Genomic DNA, 20,565 nt, shown 5'->3' on the forward strand with positions numbered 1-20,565 from the left:
GAAAATTTGGAGATTTGAAAATGTATTTTGATGTATTCAAATTGTCAAAAAGTTGATAATCAATGTTTTATTGTATACTAATGTTCTTGAATTAAAACATCATTTTCAAATCTTCAAATCACCAAATTTTCAAATCCTCATTTAATATTCATCGGTTAATCCAAAGATACGTTTGTTGGTTTTCCACTTTCCTCTGGTAAAGTCTGGAATTTCAACCGAAGCGGAATTTTTAGCAATTGAAAGCTCTGATAATGGACTAATAGCCGACCAAACTGCTGCATCATACACATCAATTGGGGGAGCTACTTTTCTTTTAATAGACTCCACAAAGGCTCTTAATACAAAGTAATCAATCCCGCCATGCCCAGCGTTTTCAGCATCCTTGGCATGGGTTTTCCAAAGTGGATGATCATATTTATCTTGATATTCTTTGAAAGAATCCCAGCGATCGTGATTTTTAGCTAGGCTTTCTAAGTAAATAGATTTATTGTCTTCTGTCCAAATGCCTTCTGTGCCTTGCACTCTGAAACCTAACGAATATGGACGAGGTAAATTAGTATCATGCGTAATCAAAATAGTTTCTCCATTGGCACATTTAATGACAGTAGTTACTACATCCCCCAATTTGAATTTTACTTTAGCATTTGGATGGTCTGCTCCGCCTTTTTTTACAATATAATCATGCAAACCTCTTGATTTGGTAGCAGTGGAGGTCAAGGAAAGGAATCTATTACCACGATTAATGTCTATCATTTCGGCTACTGGTCCTAAACCATGCGTAGGATATACATCACCATTTCTATCAATTGAATGTTGTGTACGCCATTTAGCTTCAGAAAAACCCTTTTCGCCAAATTCTACGCCACCACCATAAGCTTGTTTACCATCGTTGAACTTTACACCACGTAAATCATGCTGATAACCGCATTGCAAATGAACTAATTCTCCAAAAAGATTCTGACGAACCATGTTTAACACAGCCATCACATCTCGGCGATAGCACACATTTTCAAGAATCATACAGTGCGAGCCTGTTTTCTCGAATGTATTTACCAAATCCCAAGATTCTTGTAAAGTAACCGTTGCAGATACTTCAACGCCTGCATATTTGCCAGCTTTCATCGTAGCAACAGACATCGGAACGTGCCATTCCCAAGGAGTAGCGATGATGATTCCATCTAAATCATCACGTTTTACCATGTTTTCGAAATCACGGTCGTTTTTTTGATATACCGCAGGCTCTTTTCGACCTTTATCTTTCAACATTTTCAAAGAAATAGCAATCGCATTAGGATCGATATCGCAGATAGCATTGATTTCTACATCATCACGATACATTGCCATCTCTAAATGATTCCTTCCTCTGAGGCCCACACCGATAAAACCAAGGCGAACCTTTTTTTCTTCTTGTTTAGCACCAAATACAAAATTGGGGATAGTCAGTGCAGCGGTACTTGCCAGAGCTGTTGATTGGATAAACTTGCGTCTTTGCATTTTTTTAGTTTGAAGATAATGTTTTAGTAAGCATTGTAGAGTTCGTTTAAATTTTTTGAACTCAAAACCTAAAAAGGATGTTCTAACCTAAGAAATAATTTCGAGAAAAATAATCATAATTTGTGGCTTCAAAAGAAAGATTGACAAATAATTTATCGAAAGCCTTGAAATCAGTAATTGATTGCTGATAATTTTAAGATATTTGTAGTAAGAAAGAATTTTCTAAATAAACATGACAAATAATTGTTTAATCTTTTTTGTGATTAATTAAACAAAGTTAAAGTTTCTCGTGTTATTAATTACGAATACCATTACGCTGATTTAGTTTAAGAGTGTTGCTGACAACCTTTCAGACGGCTTTTAAACTTTGAGACTAAATTCCGCATGATTGTCTCCAACTTTTAGTGATTAGTTGAAAAAGTATGACTAATTGAAAGTTGAATTTTTAAAAAATCAAAGATAATATGATGCCAAAAAGAGTGTCGGTGTTTAGGAAGGAGCATTTCAATGCCGCACATCGACTCAATAATCCGAATTGGTCGGATGAGAAAAATGAACGTGTTTATGGAAAATGTAATAATTTCAATTATCACGGGCATAATTATGATTTAATCGTACAGGTAACTGGTGAAATAGACATTGAAACTGGTTACGTGATGGATATGAAAATATTAAGTGAACTTATCAAAGTTGAAATTTTAGATAGATTTGACCATAAAAATTTGAATTTAGATACCGAAGAATTCAAAGACATCAATCCTTCTGCGGAAAATATTGCTATCGTCATTTATGACAAACTAAAGCCAAAAATCAACTCAAACTTTGATCTTAAAATTAGATTATATGAAACCGAACGAAACTTTGTTGAATACCCTGTTAGTTGATAATAATAAAATTAGGTTTACGGATGAAGAAATCGGGGATGAGCATATCATGACGTCGGTAGATACCCCTATGCGCGGAGATGCTTTTGATATAAGCGACGAAGAAAAAATGGCTCAGATTGAGTACCACTTCAAGCAAATTATGGAGACTTTGGGGCTAGATTTGACAGATGATTCATTGAAAGGTACTCCTAAAAGAGTAGCTAAAATGTATGTAAAGGAAATTTTTAGCGGTCTCGACCCTAAAAATATGCCAGCTGTGGCTCTTTTTGAAAATAAATATCAATACAATGAAATGTTGGTTGAAAAAAACATTTCATTCTATTCAAATTGCGAACATCACTTTGTACCTATTTTTGGTAAAGCCCATGTAGCTTATATAGCCAATGGACAAGTGATAGGTTTGTCTAAATTAAACCGTATCGTTCAGCATTTTGCCAAGCGTCCACAAGTACAAGAGCGTTTAACAATGCAAATTGCCAAAGAATTACAGAAACTTTTAGGCACGGAAGACGTAGCCATCATGATTGATGCCAAACACCTTTGTGTAGCATCAAGAGGAGTGAAAGATGATACATCAACTACTATTACAAGCTTTTATGGTGGTAAATTTGCAGAAGAAGCTACTAAAGCTGAATTCTTGAAATATATCGCTGTGTAAAGTTTTAGATAGGTTTCAATTACCACAAAAATCCGCTCAGATTCTGAGCGGATTTTTTGATTTTGTAGAGTGAGTGTTTCATGATATGAAAATTAAATATTTAAATTAAAGATGGAATTACTATATTGTAAGCCATTAAATCGAAATAAAAAATAACACTAAAAACATTTATTATGCCACTAAATTTTAAGGAGTATGTAACTCTATCATCTAGAAAAAGAAGAATAGCCGCCTTTATGATTGATCATTTTGTAATGTCCACAATAGGAGTTTTAATTTTTTTTCTAACATTGGGACCAGACTTTATGAATGAAAATAGTCTAAATGATATAACAATAGCAATGTCATTTGTAATGCTTTTAATCTTTGTACTTTATTTTGCAAAAGATAGTGTAAATGGTATAAGTATAGGAAGATGGATAATGGGAATAATGGTTCGAGATGAAGACGATTCTAGCATTGTACCTTCATTTGGTAGATTATTTTTACGGAATCTATTTCTAGTTATTTGGCCAGTAGAATTTATTGTTTTGGCTACTAGTAATGTTAAAAAAAGATTGGGAGATAAAGTATTAAAAACAATTGTAATTAGAAATCCCGATAAACCTAAGACAATTATACGTATTCTTGCCGTGTTGGGTACTTTCATTTTATTTTTTGTAATTGTTTTGTTACTTTCTGTAAGTACTATTAAAAAAACTGATGCTTATAAAATGTCAATTATAGGTATCGAGCAAAATAAGGAAATTCAAACAGAAATTGGAGGGATAAAAGAATATGGGATGTTCCCTACAGGTAATGTAAATATTACTAATGGACATGGACAAGCTGCTCTTCAAATAAAAGTTATTGGAAACCAAAAGGAAATAGAAGTGAATGTTTATTTAGAGAAAGAACCTAATAGTCAATGGAAAATAATTGAAATGAAAAAGTAATAAAGGACTTTTGGATTTTATCAACGAACATTGCAGAATAGTTGACTTTTAAAGTTAACTATTCTTAGCAAATTTCACTCGTTAATCCGCATCTTTAATAAAATTAGCGAACCGCTCGAAACTCATCACTCACAATTCACAACTATTACCCATGTTTGCCTATTTTAAGAAATACTTAGCAGAAAGAATTACATTAAACGAACAAGATTATAGCTTAATAGAGTCGGTGAGTGTAATTAAAAAATTAAGAAAACGACAGTATTTACTTCAAGAAGGGGATGTCTGGCGATTTAATGCGTTTGTTTGTGAAGGCTTTTTGCGTACTTATTTTGTAGATGACAAAGGAGTAGAACATATCATGAATTTTGCGATAGAAAATCATTGGTCGGGAGATAGAGAAAGCCTGACTTCTGAACAGCCATCAAAATATAATATTGATGCGATAGAAGATTCTGTAATAGTCTTAATCAAGAAAAATGATTTTGATATGCTTTGCAAAGCTATTCCTGTCTTTAATGATTTTGTAAATAATATTTTGCAAAAGCGTTTTGTAGTAATGCAAGAACGAATACACGCTAATATTACCTTTTCTGCCGAAGAAAAATACCATAATTTTATCTCCAAATTTCCTTCTATTGCCAACCGTGTTCCACAACACATGATTGCTTCTTATCTTGGTATTTCTGCTGAAACAATCAGTAGAATCAGAAAACAGGCACTTCAAAAATAAATTCTCTTGACATTTATCAAGATTTTTTTCCTTTAATTATCAATGGAAATAGGCACTGCCTTGGTGCAATTTTGTATCATAAATTAACATAAAAAATTAAGACAATGAGCAAAATAATTTTCATTACAGGAACAAGTACAGGCTTTGGAAAGCTTATGACCATTACTTTATCGAAAGCAGGTTATACCGTAATAGCAGGAATGCGAGGAACAAAAACTAAGAATGCCATAATTGCTGAAGAGCTTTCTGCCTTGCCAAATGTAGAGGTAGTAGAAATAGATATTACAGATGATGCTTCTGTAAAAGAGGCCTTTGAACAAGTATTGACTAAATATGGTAAAATAAATGTAGTGGTAAACAATGCGGGAGTATCAGGATTTGGGTTATTAGAAGGTTATTCGATAGACCAAATCAGAGCGATGTTTGAAGTTAACTTTTAGGGTGTTTTGCGGACTTATCAAGCTGTATTGCCAAGTATGCGTAAAGCCAAAAGTGGATTGATTATCAATATTACCTCGGGTGCTAGTGGGCATACATTGCCATTTATGATTCCTTATTTAGCGTCAAAATTTGGCGTAGAAAGCATCACCGAAGGTTTACAAGATGAACTAAAACAATTTAATATTGAAAATGTAAGTATTCAGCCAGGCGTATATCCTACAGAAATGATCAATGGAAGTAAAGCTGGCTTACCAGCTGATAAAACTGACATTGTAGCAGAATATGGTGAAAAAGCGAATGAAGATTTTAATGCTTTAGGAGCAGCGTTTTATGGAAAATTAGCTCAATTCAAGATGAATCCTCAAACAATTGCTGATGGTGTATTGGCTTTAGTTGAAATGGAAGAAGGTACTCGTCCACTACGTTTTCCATTAGATGCCATCGCACAAGGAACAGATAAGGAATTTGTCGAAGCCAGAGCAGCATTAAAAGCAAAATGGCTAGGGAAGTATAATAATTAAGTTTGTCTCTTTTTGAGTAGCTCTTTTAGATTGGTCAACTTTGTAAAAGTTGACCAATCTTCTGCTTTTCATTTCAAAGTCTCATCATAAAACTCATCAGCTTCTTTTTTTAGTTTAATCAATGATGCTTTATGGATGTACATCATGTGTCCAGCTTCGAAGTAGGTGAATTTTACATTCTTACGTTGTTCTGGTCGTAAACCCATGTGTGAAACCACATATTCTGCTGCAAAGTATGGTGTGGCTAAATCATAATAAGCCGAAGGTATCCAAACTTTTAAATAAGGGTTTTTTGCCATAGCCTGACGTAAGGTTTCTGCTACATTCAAATATTTGTTTTGCACATTATTATAATTCCACGGCTGTACTCTGCCCGTCAGCATCAAATACGGCAAATCGTTTTCATATTTTAAATCCTGACGTAAATAGTTGTTTACTGTCGTAGAATAGGGTCCTGAAATGGTGGCATCCAAACTTGGGTCAAATTCATATCTTTCGCCGGCATCGTCATAATCAATCCCAGTAAAACGCCCATCCAAACGTCCAGCAGTTTTACCTTCATCACGCAATAACTCTTTGGTAAAGCGACTGATTTCTATGCGTAAATTAACATTTTGAATAAATGTTTCTGAAACCCCAGTTAATTTACTAAGCTTTTGAACAATTTGCTTTTTTTCATCTTCTGGTAATAAATCCCCTTTCATCAATGCCGTAGCATATTCGTTTAAAGCAAAACGTTCGGCTTCACGTAGGGCTTTCTGTAAATCTCCTTGATATTCTTTGGCGATTTTCTTATGATACCATGCCATAGCTGTATACGTAGGTATGTATAGAATATTAGGCAATTCATTTCCCTTGTCGAATAGAATGGTTTGGAAGTTTAATACCGAAGAAATCAAAGAAATACCATTGATATACATATTAAATTTATCTTGCAAATAACCTGAAAGTCCAGCAGAACGGGTAGTGCCATAACTTTCTCCAGCCAAGAACTTAGGAGAAGACCATCTGCCATATTTTACAGTGTACAATCTGATAAATTCGCCTACCGACTCAATATCCTCTACATACCCCAAAAACTGTTTAGGGTCTTCACCATTTACGGCACGACTGTAACCTGTATTAATAGGATCAATAAATACCAAATCAGTTTTATCTAACCAAGAATATTCGTTGTTAACATATTTATAAGGAGGAGCCAAGGCGTCACCTTTATCCGACATCAAAATTCTTTTAGGACCAATAGCACCCATGTGAAGCCAAACAGACGCAGACCCTGGACCACCATTAAAAGTATAAGTCATCGGGCGTTTAGTAATGTCTGTTACGCCGTCTTTCGTATAGGCGATAAAAAATATGTTGCCTTTGGGTTTGCCCGATTCGTCTTTCAACGTCATATAACCCGTAGTAGCAGTATATGAAATAGGCTGACCGTTAATGATAGTTTGGTGTTTGGTAACGACTGGAGCAGGAGCAGAGGATGAGGAGGGAACTATGGCATTGGCTTGTTGAATACTTTTCAAATCTGTCTTTTCTTGGGCAAGAGAACAGAATGATAGGAGTACTAATAATAGTAAAAAGTGTTTTTTCATTTGGTAATTAGTTAAATGATGAATGAATTGTAATTTTGTGTTTACTGAAATCTCACAGCTCAAGGCTTATTGCTTAAAGCTATTAGAAATACTTATCAACTAAAAATACAAAATCTTGATTACACATAGAGAACTATTCTTAAAAAATGTTGCCCAAACGTCTGATTTCCCCTTAGCCTTAGAAATAGAGCAAGCAGAAGGAGTGTATATGTATGGAAAAAAAGGACAACAATACATGGATTTAATTTCAGGTATTGGGGTGTCAAATGTGGGACATCGTCATCCTAAAGTAGTAGAAGCCATTAAAAACCAAGTAGATAAATACTTGCACTTAATGGTATATGGAGAATATGTGCAAACCCCACAAGTAGAATTGGCGGAGGCTTTGGTAAAAACATTGACTCCCACTGAAAGTAAAGTAAAACCTTTAGATAATGTTTATTTTACCAACTCAGGGACGGAAGCAGTAGAAGGAGCCATGAAATTGGCAAAGCGTTTTACGGGGCGACAAGAAATTATTTCTTGTTTTAATGCCTATCATGGTGCTACCCAAGGGGCATTGTCGCTATCAGGTAGTGAGAATTTCAAGAGAAATTTTCGTCCACTTTTACCAAGCATTAGAAATATCAGACATGGGGTAATAGAGGATATTGCTTTAATTACGGAAAAGACAGCTGCCGTAATTATTGAGATTATTGGCGGAGAAGCAGGAGTACGTATTCCAACAAAAGAATATTTTTTAGCCTTAAAAAAACGCTGTGAAGAAACTAAAACGCTGTTGATTTTAGATGAAATACAAACCGGCTTTGGTAGAACAGGTACTTTCTGGGCATTTCAGCAATTTGGCATTTATCCAGATATTTTACTTTGTGCCAAAGGAATGGGAGGAGGAATGCCAATAGGGGCATTTATTGCGAATCATGAGGTAATGGGTGTATTTAAAAACAATCCTATTCTGGGGCATATTACTACTTTTGGTGGACATCCAGTAAGCTGTGCGTCTTCATTGGCTACTTTGAAAGTGATTTTGGAAGAAAATCTTTTGGCATCTGTTCAGACAAAAGCTACTTTATTCAAATCCTTATTGGTGCATGAAAAAATCAAAGAAGTAAGAAATCAAGGTTTGATGATGGCGGTTGAGTTTGAAGATTTTGATACGCTGAAGCCTATTATCGACCGAGCCATCGAAAAAGGAATAGTAACAGATTGGTTTTTGTTCTGTGATAACTCAATGAGAATCGCACCGCCTTTAATTATTACCGAAGAAGAAATTAGAAAAGCTTGTGCAGTGATTTTGGAAAGCATTTAGGAGTCTATGAGTTTAAAGTTTAAAGTCTATGAGTTTAGGGTTTATGAGTATATGTATGATAGATTTATGAGTTTACGAATAAAAACGAAAAAGAGGTCAAATTGATTTAGCAATTTGACCTCTTTTTTATAAGTAATTTAATGCACTTTAGACACTCATAAACTTTAAACTTATAAACGCTAACCTCACTTTAGCTACTCATAAATATTAGACTTATGAACTTTAAACTCATAAACCCTAAACTCAATAACTAAGCGTGTTTCAACAAAGTTTGTGATAACACAGCTTTTGGAATATTTCCACCTACTAATCTTTCTTTCAATTCACCATTTTTGAAAATCAATAATGTTGGAATAGAACGAATTCCTAAAGTTGAAGGAACTGTTGAGTTTGCATCAACGTCCATTTTAGCTACAATTGCTTGTCCTTCTACATCACCAGCCAATTCTTCAACGATTGGTCCAATCATTTTACAAGGTCCACACCATTCTGCCCAAAAATCTACTAATACTGGTTTATCTGAATTGATTAATTCTTGAAAATTATCATCGGTTGCTACTACGTATTTTCCCATTTTATTTTTTAATTAAGTTAATTTCTTTTCTCAAAGTTAAAACAAAATGTTTTAACATCTTAGTTCCTATGTTTTGGTAAAACAAAAAGGTTTTAGGCTTTTATCTTGATATTCAAATGATTAATGCTATTATTTTTAATAATTTTCATAATATTTTTTTATTTTTCGGGTAATTTGGTCATAAATGGGCTTAGTGAATTCAGTAAATAATTGCTGAGGAAGGGGCGGTAAGAGTTCTTTATTTCTAGTAAGGCTAAGTTGCTGTTTGGTTAAAGCTCTTTCGTCGCCATTAAAATTTGCCCATTCATTTACCCAAACAAATTCTCCTGCTATTTTATCTTGATAAACTTTTTGTTTAGTTTTAAAATCAATCACCTGAAAATCTAGTATTCCTTTTGAAGTAATCGCTTTTCTAGATTGCGTCAATTTAGCCGTTACTTTGTTATAAACAGCTATTTTTTTCCCATTTACGGTCGTTTCTCCTACTTTCACGCTGTCTTTACTTGTTACAGTATTGGTGTTAGTCTCTACGTATGTTTGTCCGACAATAAAGTCATCAAATTGTAAATGAATAATTTGGTCTGGCTTTAATTTATTTTGTTCTGCCTCCTCGGGAGCATGAAAGCGTACAAATTGATTTAATTTAGGATTAGTACGCAAAAATTCGTTAATTTTTCCTTGAAAATACTCATTGCTTAAAGCATAAGTAGGAGAATTAACGCTTACTTGTTCTACTACAACATCAATACTGGCTAGTTCATAAGATTCATCTAATTTGGCTTTGATATTAGGATAAGTAGGGACTAATTCTTGAACTACCGAAAAATTATTGAAAGCATCTTTAGCAGCATTACGATTATTATTAGCTTGGCTTAGTGCAGATTGCGCCTCAGTGAATCGTTCGTCTGCCGCCAAAATTTTAGCAGTTTGTAATGCATCATAAAACCTTTTGGGTGTACCTGCTACCTTTAAACAAGCTTGGCAAGCTACTAAATCATCAGCTAAATGGTGAATCTGTTGATATTCAGCCACCACACGTTCCCAACGAAAATTTTCTTGTGAGTGTTTCCAATTCTCAATTTTGGATAAATGAAAATTTAATGCAGCAGGAAAAGCCTCTTTTAATACTTGTTGAGCTTTTGTATTAGTAGGACTTTTTTGTAATCTATTAATAGCAGTTTCTACAGCTTCGTCATAATTGCCTTGTTCAAGGGCTTTTTTTCCAGAACTACAATTCCAAGTGCAATAGGCTAGTAAAGCAAAAATGAATATTTTTTTAAGCATGAGATTTTTAATTGTGAGTTAGTGAATTGTGAATGAGTGATTTTAATTAGAAAATATTGAGAAAATTGTTGTCAGTACCACTAACTCACAATTCACTCACTCACCACTAATTCAGTTTATACGTTACTCCCTGAATTAATTGTAATTCATTGAGGAATTCATTGCTTGGTGAAATCTTATTTTTTCTTGAAAGCATCGTTACTTCCACTTTATCTTCTGGGTCATAAACCGTTAGCGTTAAGTTACAAGTACCTTGATTCTGTGAAACCAGTTTATTTAATTGCTCAATAAAAATAGCATTGACCAATTGCACACCAACACTTATTTTTAACTCTTTAGAAAATTGATTTCTAATTTCAGATAATAATCGAATAGAAACAGGTTTAAATTCCCATTCGTCTGGCCGACCCCAGCGATTTTTAATTTGTCCCTTTATATACAAGAACCTATCAGGAGCAATGTATTTGGAAAGATTGACAAAATCTTCACCAAACAAAGCAAACTCATAACTTCCGTTATAATCTTCCAATGTAAATAGCATGAATGGATTTCCATTCTTTGAGTACCTTTCGATAACTTTAGTGACAATTCCCCCTACAGAAACTTCTTTTCCTTTGAAAATAGGCTCCATTACTCTATCAAGCGTACAACTACAGAAACTTTCTAATTCTAAACGATATTCATCCAGAGGGTGACCCGAAATATAAATTCCGACAACTTCTTTCTCAAATTTAAGTTTTTCCATTTGTCCCCATTTCTCAATATAGGGAATTTTTGGCGTTGCAATGTCTCCACCGCCACCGTCGCCGAGCATTCCAAATAGCGAGCCTTGGGCAGAAGCAGCTACTTCAACAGCTTTGTTGGCATAACGAATAATTTTTTCAATGAAATTACTTCCTTCAACATCAGCGAAATAAACAGCTCTGTGAATATTGTCGAAGCAGTCAAAACCTCCTCCATAAGCCAGACTTTCTAAGGTCTTTTTGTTAACCGTTCTAAGGTTTACTCTTTTTACAAAATCAAAAATATCTTTATATGCACCATTTTTGTCTCTTTCTTCAATGATACTTTCCACGGCGGCATCACCAGTTCCTTTGATGGCTCCTAAACCAAAACGGATTTCTCCTTTTTTGTTAACAGCAAAAGAACGATACGATTCATTGATGTCTGGTCCTAATACTGGTAAGCCCATTCGTCTACATTCTTCCATAAAGAATGTAATTTTATCAATGTTCCCCAGTGAGTTAGACATTACCGCAGCCATGTATTCTGAGGGGTAATGTGCTTTTAAGTACCCAGTTTGATATGCCACAAAAGCATAGCAAGTAGAGTGAGATTTGTTAAAAGCATATTGTGCAAATGCTTCCCAGTCGGTCCAGATTTTATTAAGTTTATCTTCACGGTGTCCTTTTTCTTTGGCGCCATCCACAAACTTACTTTTCATTTTATCAAGCGTGTAGCGGTCTTTCTTACCCATCGCCTTTCTTAGCACGTCGGCATCTCCTTTTGAAAAGCCCGCTAATTTCTGCGACAGCAACATCACTTGTTCTTGATAGACAGTAATACCATAAGTATCTGCCAAGTATTCCTCCATATCGGGTAAATCATAAGCGATTTCCTCTCGACCATGTTTACGGGCAATAAAGTTGGGAATATAAGCAATTGGACCTGGGCGATACAAGGCATTCATGGCAATTAAATCCGAAAACTGATCGGGCTTTAAATCCAACAGGTGTTTTTGCATCCCAGCAGATTCAAACTGGAAAGTAGCATTGGTTTCACCCCTTTGATATAATTCATACGTCTTGACGTCATCAAGAGGAATATTATCCAAATCAATATCTATTCCGTGATTTTGTTTAATCAATCGCAAAGCTTCTTTTAAAATAGACAGGGTTTTTAAACCCAAAAAGTCCATTTTAATTACACCCGCATCTTCAATGATTTTTCCTTCAAACTGCGTAATTAATAAGTTTACCTCTTTAGAAGAATAAACAGGTAGAATTTCGGTTAAATCCTTTGGTGCGATAATAATACCAGCCGCGTGAATACCTGTGCCACGTACTGAACCTTCTAAAACCAGCGCTTCTTCTAATACTTTAGAACGCAATGAGCCTTCACGCCTGATTTCACGAAGTTTTTTAACGTTTTCAATATCTTCTGGTTGGAATTGTTCTTTTTCGGCCAGCGACTTGTCACCAATTAACGGAGCATTCATCACTCTGTTAAGGTTTGTTCCAGGCTTATCTGGCACTAATTTGGCTAATTCATTAGATTCATTCAAGGGTAAATCCATCACACGGGCAACGTCTTTGATGGACATTTTTGCCGCCATCGTACCATAGGTAACGATATGGGCTACTTGTTGTTTACCGTATTTTTCAACCACATAATCAATTACCTTTTGGCGACCTTCATCATCAAAGTCCGTATCAATATCGGGCATTGATTTACGGTCAGGATTCAAGAAACGCTCGAAAAGTAGGTTATACTTAATAGGGTCGATATTGGTAATGCCGATACAGTAAGCAACTACTGAACCAGCAGCAGAACCACGACCAGGCCCTACAAAAACACCTAGTTCTCTACCAGCCCTGATAAAGTCTGATACAATCAAGAAGTATCCTGCAAAGCCCATCGTACGAATGGTATGTAATTCAAAGCTCAGTCTGTCTTTTACTTCAATACTTTCCCAAGCTTCACCATATCGTTTTCTAGCACCTTCCCAAGTGAGGTGTTCTAAGTAATCATCCTGATTGACAAAACCCTGTGGGATTTCGTAATTAGGTAACATGATATCTTGTTTCAGACGAAGCGTATCTATTTTACCAACGATTTCATTGGTATTATCAATCGCCTCAGGAATATGAGACCATAGCTTGGTCATTTCCTGTGTATTCTTGAAATAAAATTCGTCATTATAAAATGCAAAACGCTTTCCTTTTACCGATTCGCCATCATCAACATCTTTGTAAGTAGGCGTAGCCTGCTTTTCGCCTGTGTTGATACATAACAAAATATCGTGAGCGTTGGCATCTTTTTGGTCTAAGTAATGAGAATCGTTTGACGCTATTACCTTAACATTATATTTCTTTGCAAATTTCAGTAATACCTCATTACATTTTAATTGGTCAGGTATTTGGTGATTTTGTACCTCTACGTAATAGTCTTCTCCAAAAATATCCAACCACCATTTAAATTCTTTTTCAGCGTCCTCCTCGCTACCTCTTAAAATTGCCTGAGGCACCGATGCTCCGATACAACAAGTGGTAGCAATTAAGCCTTTGTGATATTGCAGGATAAGTGATTTATCAATACGCGGGTATTTACCATAAAGCCCTTCAATAAAACCTAAAGAACACAACTTTACCAAGTTGGCATAGCCCTCAGCATTTTTGGCTAACATCAATTGATGATAGCGTTTGTCTTTTTGTTCTTTAGAAAATTGTTTTTTGAAACGGTCTTCAACTACATAAAACTCACAGCCCACAATGGGTTTTACCCCTTCGTGTCTACCTGCCTCTGCCACAAACTGAAAGGCACCAAACATATTACCATGGTCAGTTATGGCAACAGCAGGCATATTATCAGCTTTTGCTTTGGCAAAAAGCCCAGAAATTTTAGAAGCTCCATCTAAGAGAGAGTATTGCGTATGACAGTGTAAATGAGAGAATTGCATCAAATTGGGTTTTTACTTATACAAAATAAACAAAAAAGCGACAATTTTAGTGTCGCTTTTCATTAAAAATATAATGTTGCTTGGTTATTTCTTCGCATTAGGCAATTTAGGAGCAACATAATCGCCACCTTCTTTTAATTGCTGAATACCCATGATTTGTTTCATTGTTTTGTCCATTCCTTCTGTAGAACCATCCAAGAAGATAACGTTACCTTGACCTTGTTCCGCAAAATGCTTAACAGCCTCTGTCCACATCGAGAAAAGTATTAGCGAAGCATCCAGATTAGCCTCATTCATTACTTTAGCTGATTCAGCCATACCTCTCGCTACTTCTTCACGGAAGAGCGCCACACCTTGTCCACGTAACTGCGCAGCAATTTTCTCTGCCTCTGCCGATATTCTAATGGCATTACCTTCTGCCTCAGCAGCTTTTGTTTTAGTAATTAATAAAGCCTGACCTTCGTTTTCAGCAGCAGCCTTTAAGTTATTCGATGCTACTACCTGTGCCATCGAACGCATAATGGCTTCGTCAAAAGCAATATCATTCAATTGTAGATCTATCAAATGATATCCCCATTGTTCTAGGGTTTCGTCTAATTCATTCTTAACGTTCAATACAATCTCACCACGTAATAACAATACCTCTGCTTGTTTTTTAGTAGCTACAAAAGCACGGATAGTACCTTCTACAGTACGAATAAGAGCTTGCATAAACGAACGCTCGTCCATGTATTTAAACGCTACATTTTTGATAGTTTGTTCTTCCTGATTCAATACGGCATACACTAGCATGGCTTTGAAATTCACATTCGCCTGATCTGAAGTGATGGCCTGAAATTCTAATTCCATCGAGCGATTTTGAATCGAGATTCTCTTAAAAATAAATTCGATAAACGGAATTTTAAAGTTTAAGCCGGGCGTCATCACTCTATGGTATTTACCAAAAACTGTTATTACTGCAACCGTACCTTGGTTGACAATAACAATAGAAAGGAAAACCACAATGAAAGCAAAAGCAACTAAAAAAAGTAAAGCACTCATAGTTTTGGGTTTTAAGTATGTATTTTATTAATTAAATAGAAACAGCACCAAAGTACGGAAAACTTTGATGCTGTCACATATAATAGTAAGAGAATATGTATTTATCTTTTGAGTGGTAAATATCTGATGATTTTATTGATGAAATGCTATTTTCACGAGTTCGTTTAATTATCATCATTCTTCCTTATCAATGCAAATAAATTTATCTCTATTCTGTGTTAGTTAGTGACAAAATAAGTAATTATAAGGTTAGTATTAACAAAATGAATAATCATTCATTTTGTTAATACATTGAAAGTCAATATATTGTAAGATGGTTATTCGATTTCCAAAAAAACAGAGTCAATGATTTTTCGATACAAATTTAGGGAGTGTTGAAATCATTGACTCTTAATTAATCTAACTCAATGCAAATTCATCCACTTTCATGCTCCCTGTTTCTATTAACCTAACCTGCCATTCAAGTGCTTCGTTGAGTAGGTGAGGAGTATGTCCGCCTTCCTGACAAGCTCTTTGATAATAGTCTAATAGCAAAGGTCTGTAGTCTGGATGAGAACAGTTATTAATAATTTTAATCGCTCTTTCGCGTGGGGCTAATCCCCTTAAATCTGCTAAACCATAATCGGTTACAATAATATCTACGTCATGCTCAGTATGATCTACATGTGACACCATCGGAACGATGTGTGATATATTATTTTCTTTAGAGGCAGCTTGTGTGACAAAAATGCACAGATAAGCATTTCTGGCAAAGTCACCTGAGCCACCTATTCCATTCATCATTTTTGTACCATACACGTGGGTTGAATTCACGTTTCCATAAATATCACATTCTATGGCAGTATTGATGGCAATAATGCCTAGTCTACGGATTACCTCGGCAGCATTACTGATATTCTGTGGACGCATTAGTATCTTATCCTTGTACTTATCAAAATTCATGAATATCTTTTCATAACATGCTGAAGAAACAGTAATGGATGATGCCGAAGCAAACGTTAGCTTACCAGCATCTATCAAATCGAAAGTACTATCCTGCAATACCTCTGAATACATCGTAAGGTCGTGAAATTCACTATCAACAAAACCTTCAAAGATGGCATTTGCTACTTTGCCTATGCCTGCTTGTAAAGGTAAAAGAGAATTAGTGAGCCTACCAACCTTTATTTCGTCTCTTAAAAAGTTTAATAAATAACCAGCAATGGCGATTGTCTTTTCATCAGGTTCTGCAATAGAAGCAGGGCTATCAGCAATATTAGTAAAAACAATACCAATTACTTTTGAAACATCTAAAGGAATGCTATTTTGCCCGATTAATGTATTAGCTTGAGTAATTGGGATAATTTTACGATTAGGATATTCCCCAGGATAAAACACATCGTGGATTCCTTCTATGCTTGTTGGAATCGTTAGATTTATTTCAAGAATAATCGCCTTTGCTTTTTCAACAAAAGTAGCTGAGTTACCGATAGATGTTGTAGGAATAATACTACCATCGGCTTTTATCATAGCTACTTCTATAACGGCTATGTCGATTTCAGGCAAGTGTTTATTATTAATCAATTCGGCAGTTTCTCCTAGGTGTTGGTCTACAAATAAAACCTCGCCACTATTAATATATTTTCTAAGGATGGTATCAGTCTGAAACGGGATTCTTTTAGCAAGGATATTGTTTTCTGCCAATTGTCCATCAATATCATGTCCTAATGAAGCACCAGTAATCAAAGTTATTTTTAACTCATCTGCATGTTTTCTTGCTGCCAATGCTTTTAAGACTGCCTTGCTATCACCCGCACGTGTAAAACCGCTTGAGCCAACAGTCATGCCATTTTTAAAAAACTGGGCAGCCTCTTGGGCTGTTATTACTTTATCAAGTAAACTAGTATGTTGAATTCTTTCTTGATTCATATTATGAAGTAGCTTTTATAAAGCACGAAATTCGGAGGAAACTATTTTTTAGACTATGACGATTAATTTTTTAAATCATGACTATTATTAGTTTATGCTAAAAATATGTGCCATCTACTTTGATATAATACCAATAAATTAATAGTTTGATGCATGAAATAAGCCAATTGAAAGATACATTTGCATAATAAATGACCCTCTATGACTGAAGAACAACAACACATTACCACTACCTACATAGCATTATTAAACCAACAGCAATTTGTTGAAGAGGAATTAGATTATGCTATTCTCGAAAAACATAAGCCTCTTTTGCATACTTTGGCTCGTTTGGGGAATAGTGGTGTAAGTGTGTTTGATTCTTTTAGAAAAGAACACGTATTTTATTCTCCTAATTTTAGTAGTCTGCTGGGCTATGATTTAGCACAGATTGAAGTAAAAGACGATATCTTCCTAGATACCAAAATTCATCCTAAAGATTTAATGGAGCTTACCAGAAACGGAATCTCACTCCTGAAGCTATTTTTTGCCTTTTCAAGAGAACAGAAAACCGATTATAAGTTGATTAATGAGTACAGGATATTAAATGCGGAGGATAAATACATTAGGGTAGTAGAACAGCATCAGATATTGGAATTAGATGCTTATGGCAATATGTGGTTGTCGCTGAGTATCATAGATGTATCCCCCAATCAGGAAATAAATGAGGGCTTAAAAAGCCAATTGTTGAATTTTAGAACAGGAAAAATAATTCCTTTTGTGGATGATGAGCTTAAAAGAGTTGAAGAACCAAGTGTGGCTTTATCGCAACGAGAAATTCAGATTCTTCATTTGGTCAAAGATGGATTTTTAAGTAAAGAAATTTCAGATAAATTAGCCATCAGCGTGCATACTGTGAATACTCACAGACAACGGGTTTTAGAAAAACTAGGTGCTAATAATTCACTTGAAGCCATTGTTTTTGCTTCTAAACTTGGCTTGATATAATGAGTTGAGTACTGAAAAATCAGTATTGTATGAAAATAGGTTATGAAAGACCTTTGTGCTTTCACATTAAACCGATTTATTCATACAATTATGCTAAAAATTAACCTACTAAAAATTAACCTACTATTACTGCTTCTTGGAATATTGTTATTCCCATCAAAAGCACAACAGCCAACTCAGACTTTGAGGGGTGTAGTAATCGACAATGCTTCTAATGCCGCCCTTCCTTCTGCCAATGTTTTAATCCTCAATACCAAATTTGGCACGCAAACAGATACCTCAGGAAACTTTACCATCAAGAATATAAGTGTTGGCAGATATAATATTCAAGTAAGCATGGTTGGTTATGAGCCTATTTTGATGAAAGAGATTGTATTGTCGTCATCAAAAGAAGTTTTTCTAACTATATCCATGAAAGAAAGTACCACTACACTGGCTGAAGTTACGGTAAAACCCCAAGTGAATAAAGAACAACCGCTCAATAATACCGCTACACTCAGTGCTAGAATGCTGAGTGTTGAAGAAGCTAAACGGTATGCTGGTGGGTTTGATGACCCTGCTAGATTGGTTTCATCGTTTGCAGGAGTGACTAGCAATGTAGGAAATAATGCAATCGTGGTACGAGGAAATAACCCTCAAGCTTTACAATGGAAGTTAGAGGGCGTAGAAATTCCAAACCCTAATCACTTTGCTGATTTAAGTAGTTTTGGTGGAGGAGGATTAACAGCTCTTAGTAGCCAATTACTCGCCAATTCAGATTTTTTCTCAGGGGCTTTTCCTGCTGAATATAATAATGCACTTTCGGGTGTATTCGATATTTTTATGCGGAAAGGGAATAATAATAAAGCGGAGCATACTTTTCAAGTGGGACTTACGGGAATTGATGTTTCGTCGGAAGGACCATTTAAGTCGGGTGGTAAATCATCTTATCTTTTTAATTATCGCTATTCAACCATGGCATTATTAGAGCCACTTTTGCCAGATAATGCAGGGGGAGTGAAGTATCAAGACTTTTCCTTCAAGCTTAATTTCCCTACTAAAAAGGCTGGTACATTTTCATTTTGGGGAATCGGTTTGTTAGATAATTCTAGCGCTAAGATAAAAGAAGATAGGTCCGAGTGGAAATATGATTCTGATAAAGAAAATCAGTCTGTTAAACAGTTTATGGCGGCGAGTGGCATCAGTCATAAAATATTCTTAAACGATACGCAGTATTTAAAAACAACTTTTGCTTCCACTATCAATGGTATTGATTTAATAACCGATAGAATCAATGATATATCACATATTTTGCCTAAAAACAGGATTAATAATCAAAATATCAGTCTTGTTTTTAATTCATATTTGAACACGAAGTTTAGTTCGAAACATACCAACAAAACAGGGATAATGGCGACGAGTATGCATTATGATATTTCCCTACAAAATGCCCCAACGCTTGGTAAACCTTTGGAAAAAGTGGTAGAAGAAAAAGGCAAAAGCTTTTTACTTTCGGCTTATACCAATTCAACCATTAATTTTTCGGAGAAAGTAACGATGAATGTAGGGGCGAATGGTCAGTTATTTACATTGAATAATCATTATACTATTGAGCCACGCTTAGGTATCAAATATCGCTTTGCTGAAACTCAGACTTTCAGTGTTGGGTATGGTTTGCATAGCCGTTTAGAACGCTTGAACTATTACTTTGTAAAAAATGGACAAGAGAATCTCAATAAAAACCTTGACTTTACAAAAGCACACCATTTTGTATTGGGTTATGACCTGAATTTATCTGAGTTTCATCATTTAAAAATTGAAGGATATTATCAAAAACTGTTTAATGTACCTGTGATAAAAGATAGTTCGTTTTCAACCATTAACTTAACCAACGATTGGTTCTTTAAAGACGCCTTACAAAATACAGGGGAAGGAAGGAACTATGGGGTAGACATCACTTTTGAAAAATATCTGTCAAGTGGATTTTACTATATGGTTACAGCGTCTGTTTTTAGCTCAACGTATAGAGGAGGAGACGGAGTGTGGCGGAATACGAGGTATAATCGAAATTATGCCTTTAATTTTTTAACAGGAAAAGAATGGCAAATGGGCAAAAATCAACAAAATGTATTTGGACTTAATATCCGATTGAGTTATCAAGGAGGTGACCATTATTCACCATTAGATGAAAAAGCTTCACAAAAAGCTCAGGAAGCAAAATTTGATGAAACGATGGCTTTCTCAAAACAATTACCTTCGGCTTTTACGTCACATTTAACGGCAACATTCAAGATTAACAAGAAGAAATCTAGTAGAGAGATTGCTTTAAAAATCATTAATGCTACGATGTATAAAGAGTTTATGGGTTTTCAATACAATTATATCACTAAGATGGTAGATGAATACAGAGAAGGACTTTTTATTCCAAATCTAAGTTATCGGGTTGAATTTTAAGGGAAGGTACTGAGGATGTTTTTACCATTCTACCGAGGTAGTGTTCCCAACGGAACTATCATCTATATCCATAAAACAAAAAAGAGTGGTCA

14 protein-coding genes and 1 pseudogene are annotated in these 20,565 nt (G+C 35.1%); 8 read left to right on the forward strand and 7 right to left on the reverse strand.

Annotated elements, in window-relative coordinates:
* Window positions 1-141: 141 nt before the first annotated feature.
* Window positions 142-1,494: a Gfo/Idh/MocA family protein gene (locus tag AC1RNE_RS01675; RefSeq protein WP_492799324.1), complete on the reverse strand. Its 1,353-nt coding sequence runs from the start codon at window positions 1,492-1,494 to the stop codon at window positions 142-144.
* 464 nt (window positions 1,495-1,958) lie between these two features.
* Between AC1RNE_RS01675 and AC1RNE_RS01680 the strand changes: the two genes are divergently transcribed.
* The 5 genes and pseudogenes from AC1RNE_RS01680 (at window position 1,959) to AC1RNE_RS01700 (ending at window position 5,666) form a co-directional block, all read left to right on the forward strand.
* The gene (locus AC1RNE_RS01680) at window positions 1,959-2,378 is read left to right on the forward strand and encodes a 6-pyruvoyl trahydropterin synthase family protein (RefSeq protein ID WP_492799325.1); all 420 of its coding nucleotides are present in this window, start codon (window positions 1,959-1,961) and stop codon (window positions 2,376-2,378) included.
* Complete coding sequence (folE, locus tag AC1RNE_RS01685; RefSeq protein ID WP_492799326.1) at window positions 2,338-3,039, forward strand: GTP cyclohydrolase I FolE; 702 nt, start codon at window positions 2,338-2,340, stop codon at window positions 3,037-3,039. The genes AC1RNE_RS01680 and folE overlap by 41 nt, the downstream gene beginning before the upstream one ends.
* A 173-nt stretch (window positions 3,040-3,212) precedes the next feature.
* Window positions 3,213-3,974, forward strand: coding sequence for an RDD family protein (locus tag AC1RNE_RS01690; RefSeq protein WP_492799327.1), 762 nt, complete (start codon window positions 3,213-3,215; stop codon window positions 3,972-3,974).
* A gap of 151 nt (window positions 3,975-4,125) precedes the next feature.
* The gene (locus AC1RNE_RS01695; RefSeq protein ID WP_492799328.1) at window positions 4,126-4,704 is read left to right on the forward strand and encodes a Crp/Fnr family transcriptional regulator; all 579 of its coding nucleotides are present in this window, start codon (window positions 4,126-4,128) and stop codon (window positions 4,702-4,704) included.
* 104 nt (window positions 4,705-4,808) lie between these two features.
* A pseudogene (locus tag AC1RNE_RS01700) lies at window positions 4,809-5,666 on the forward strand (SDR family oxidoreductase).
* A 68-nt stretch (window positions 5,667-5,734) separates the two neighbouring features.
* On the opposite strand, the gene AC1RNE_RS01705 reads toward AC1RNE_RS01700, so the two are convergent.
* Window positions 5,735-7,258, reverse strand: a complete 1,524-nt coding sequence (locus AC1RNE_RS01705) for a S10 family peptidase (RefSeq protein WP_492799329.1) — start codon at window positions 7,256-7,258, stop codon at window positions 5,735-5,737.
* Between the two features lie 118 nt (window positions 7,259-7,376).
* Between AC1RNE_RS01705 and AC1RNE_RS01710 the strand changes: the two genes are divergently transcribed.
* Entirely contained in the window at window positions 7,377-8,567 is a 1,191-nt protein-coding gene (locus AC1RNE_RS01710) for an aspartate aminotransferase family protein (RefSeq protein WP_492803593.1), read from the forward strand.
* 250 nt (window positions 8,568-8,817) lie between these two features.
* Here the strand turns inward: AC1RNE_RS01710 and trxA are convergent, their stop codons facing one another.
* The 5 genes from trxA to scpC form a co-directional block, all read right to left on the reverse strand.
* On the reverse strand, window positions 8,818-9,141 hold the full coding sequence (gene trxA, locus AC1RNE_RS01715; RefSeq protein ID WP_309916624.1) for a thioredoxin: 324 nt from the start codon (window positions 9,139-9,141) through the stop codon (window positions 8,818-8,820).
* A 135-nt stretch (window positions 9,142-9,276) separates the two neighbouring features.
* Complete coding sequence (locus AC1RNE_RS01720; protein WP_492799330.1) at window positions 9,277-10,425, reverse strand: hypothetical protein; 1,149 nt, start codon at window positions 10,423-10,425, stop codon at window positions 9,277-9,279.
* 106 nt (window positions 10,426-10,531) lie between these two features.
* Window positions 10,532-14,104: a DNA polymerase III subunit alpha gene (gene dnaE / locus AC1RNE_RS01725; RefSeq protein ID WP_492799331.1), complete on the reverse strand. Its 3,573-nt coding sequence runs from the start codon at window positions 14,102-14,104 to the stop codon at window positions 10,532-10,534.
* An 84-nt stretch (window positions 14,105-14,188) separates the two neighbouring features.
* The gene (locus AC1RNE_RS01730; protein ID WP_492799332.1) at window positions 14,189-15,145 is read right to left on the reverse strand and encodes an SPFH domain-containing protein; all 957 of its coding nucleotides are present in this window, start codon (window positions 15,143-15,145) and stop codon (window positions 14,189-14,191) included.
* Between the two features lie 399 nt (window positions 15,146-15,544).
* Window positions 15,545-17,053 carry a succinyl-CoA:acetate CoA-transferase ScpC gene (gene scpC / locus AC1RNE_RS01735; RefSeq protein ID WP_492799333.1) on the reverse strand — a complete coding sequence of 503 codons (1,509 nt, stop codon included), beginning with the start codon at window positions 17,051-17,053 and terminating at the stop codon, window positions 15,545-15,547.
* A gap of 201 nt (window positions 17,054-17,254) precedes the next feature.
* Here scpC and AC1RNE_RS01740 point away from each other — a divergent pair, with 201 nt between their 5' ends.
* Together AC1RNE_RS01740 and AC1RNE_RS01745 are read left to right on the forward strand one after the other, a co-directional pair.
* Window positions 17,255-18,040, forward strand: coding sequence for a LuxR C-terminal-related transcriptional regulator (locus AC1RNE_RS01740; protein WP_492799334.1), 786 nt, complete (start codon window positions 17,255-17,257; stop codon window positions 18,038-18,040).
* Between the two features lie 90 nt (window positions 18,041-18,130).
* Window positions 18,131-20,473 (forward strand): TonB-dependent receptor, encoded by a 2,343-nt coding sequence (locus tag AC1RNE_RS01745; protein WP_492799335.1) that lies wholly within the window; start codon window positions 18,131-18,133, stop codon window positions 20,471-20,473.
* Window positions 20,474-20,565 lie beyond the last annotated feature (92 nt).

The organism is Arcicella sp. GW822-FHT02H01 (assembly GCF_058802005.1).

Coding starts and splice junctions, on each gene's coding strand:
- AC1RNE_RS01675 (WP_492799324.1), bottom strand. CDS start 1,494: ATGCAAAGACGCAAGTTTATCCAATCAACAGCTCTGGCAAGTACCGCT.
- AC1RNE_RS01680 (WP_492799325.1), top strand. CDS start 1,959: ATGATGCCAAAAAGAGTGTCGGTGTTTAGGAAGGAGCATTTCAATGCC.
- folE (WP_492799326.1), top strand. CDS start 2,338: ATGAAACCGAACGAAACTTTGTTGAATACCCTGTTAGTTGATAATAAT.
- AC1RNE_RS01690 (WP_492799327.1), top strand. CDS start 3,213: ATGCCACTAAATTTTAAGGAGTATGTAACTCTATCATCTAGAAAAAGA.
- AC1RNE_RS01695 (WP_492799328.1), top strand. CDS start 4,126: ATGTTTGCCTATTTTAAGAAATACTTAGCAGAAAGAATTACATTAAAC.
- AC1RNE_RS01705 (WP_492799329.1), bottom strand. CDS start 7,258: ATGAAAAAACACTTTTTACTATTATTAGTACTCCTATCATTCTGTTCT.
- trxA (WP_309916624.1), bottom strand. CDS start 9,141: ATGGGAAAATACGTAGTAGCAACCGATGATAATTTTCAAGAATTAATC.
- AC1RNE_RS01720 (WP_492799330.1), bottom strand. CDS start 10,425: ATGCTTAAAAAAATATTCATTTTTGCTTTACTAGCCTATTGCACTTGG.
- dnaE (WP_492799331.1), bottom strand. CDS start 14,104: ATGCAATTCTCTCATTTACACTGTCATACGCAATACTCTCTCTTAGAT.
- AC1RNE_RS01730 (WP_492799332.1), bottom strand. CDS start 15,145: ATGAGTGCTTTACTTTTTTTAGTTGCTTTTGCTTTCATTGTGGTTTTC.
- scpC (WP_492799333.1), bottom strand. CDS start 17,053: ATGAATCAAGAAAGAATTCAACATACTAGTTTACTTGATAAAGTAATA.
- AC1RNE_RS01740 (WP_492799334.1), top strand. CDS start 17,255: ATGACTGAAGAACAACAACACATTACCACTACCTACATAGCATTATTA.
- AC1RNE_RS01745 (WP_492799335.1), top strand. CDS start 18,131: ATGCTAAAAATTAACCTACTAAAAATTAACCTACTATTACTGCTTCTT.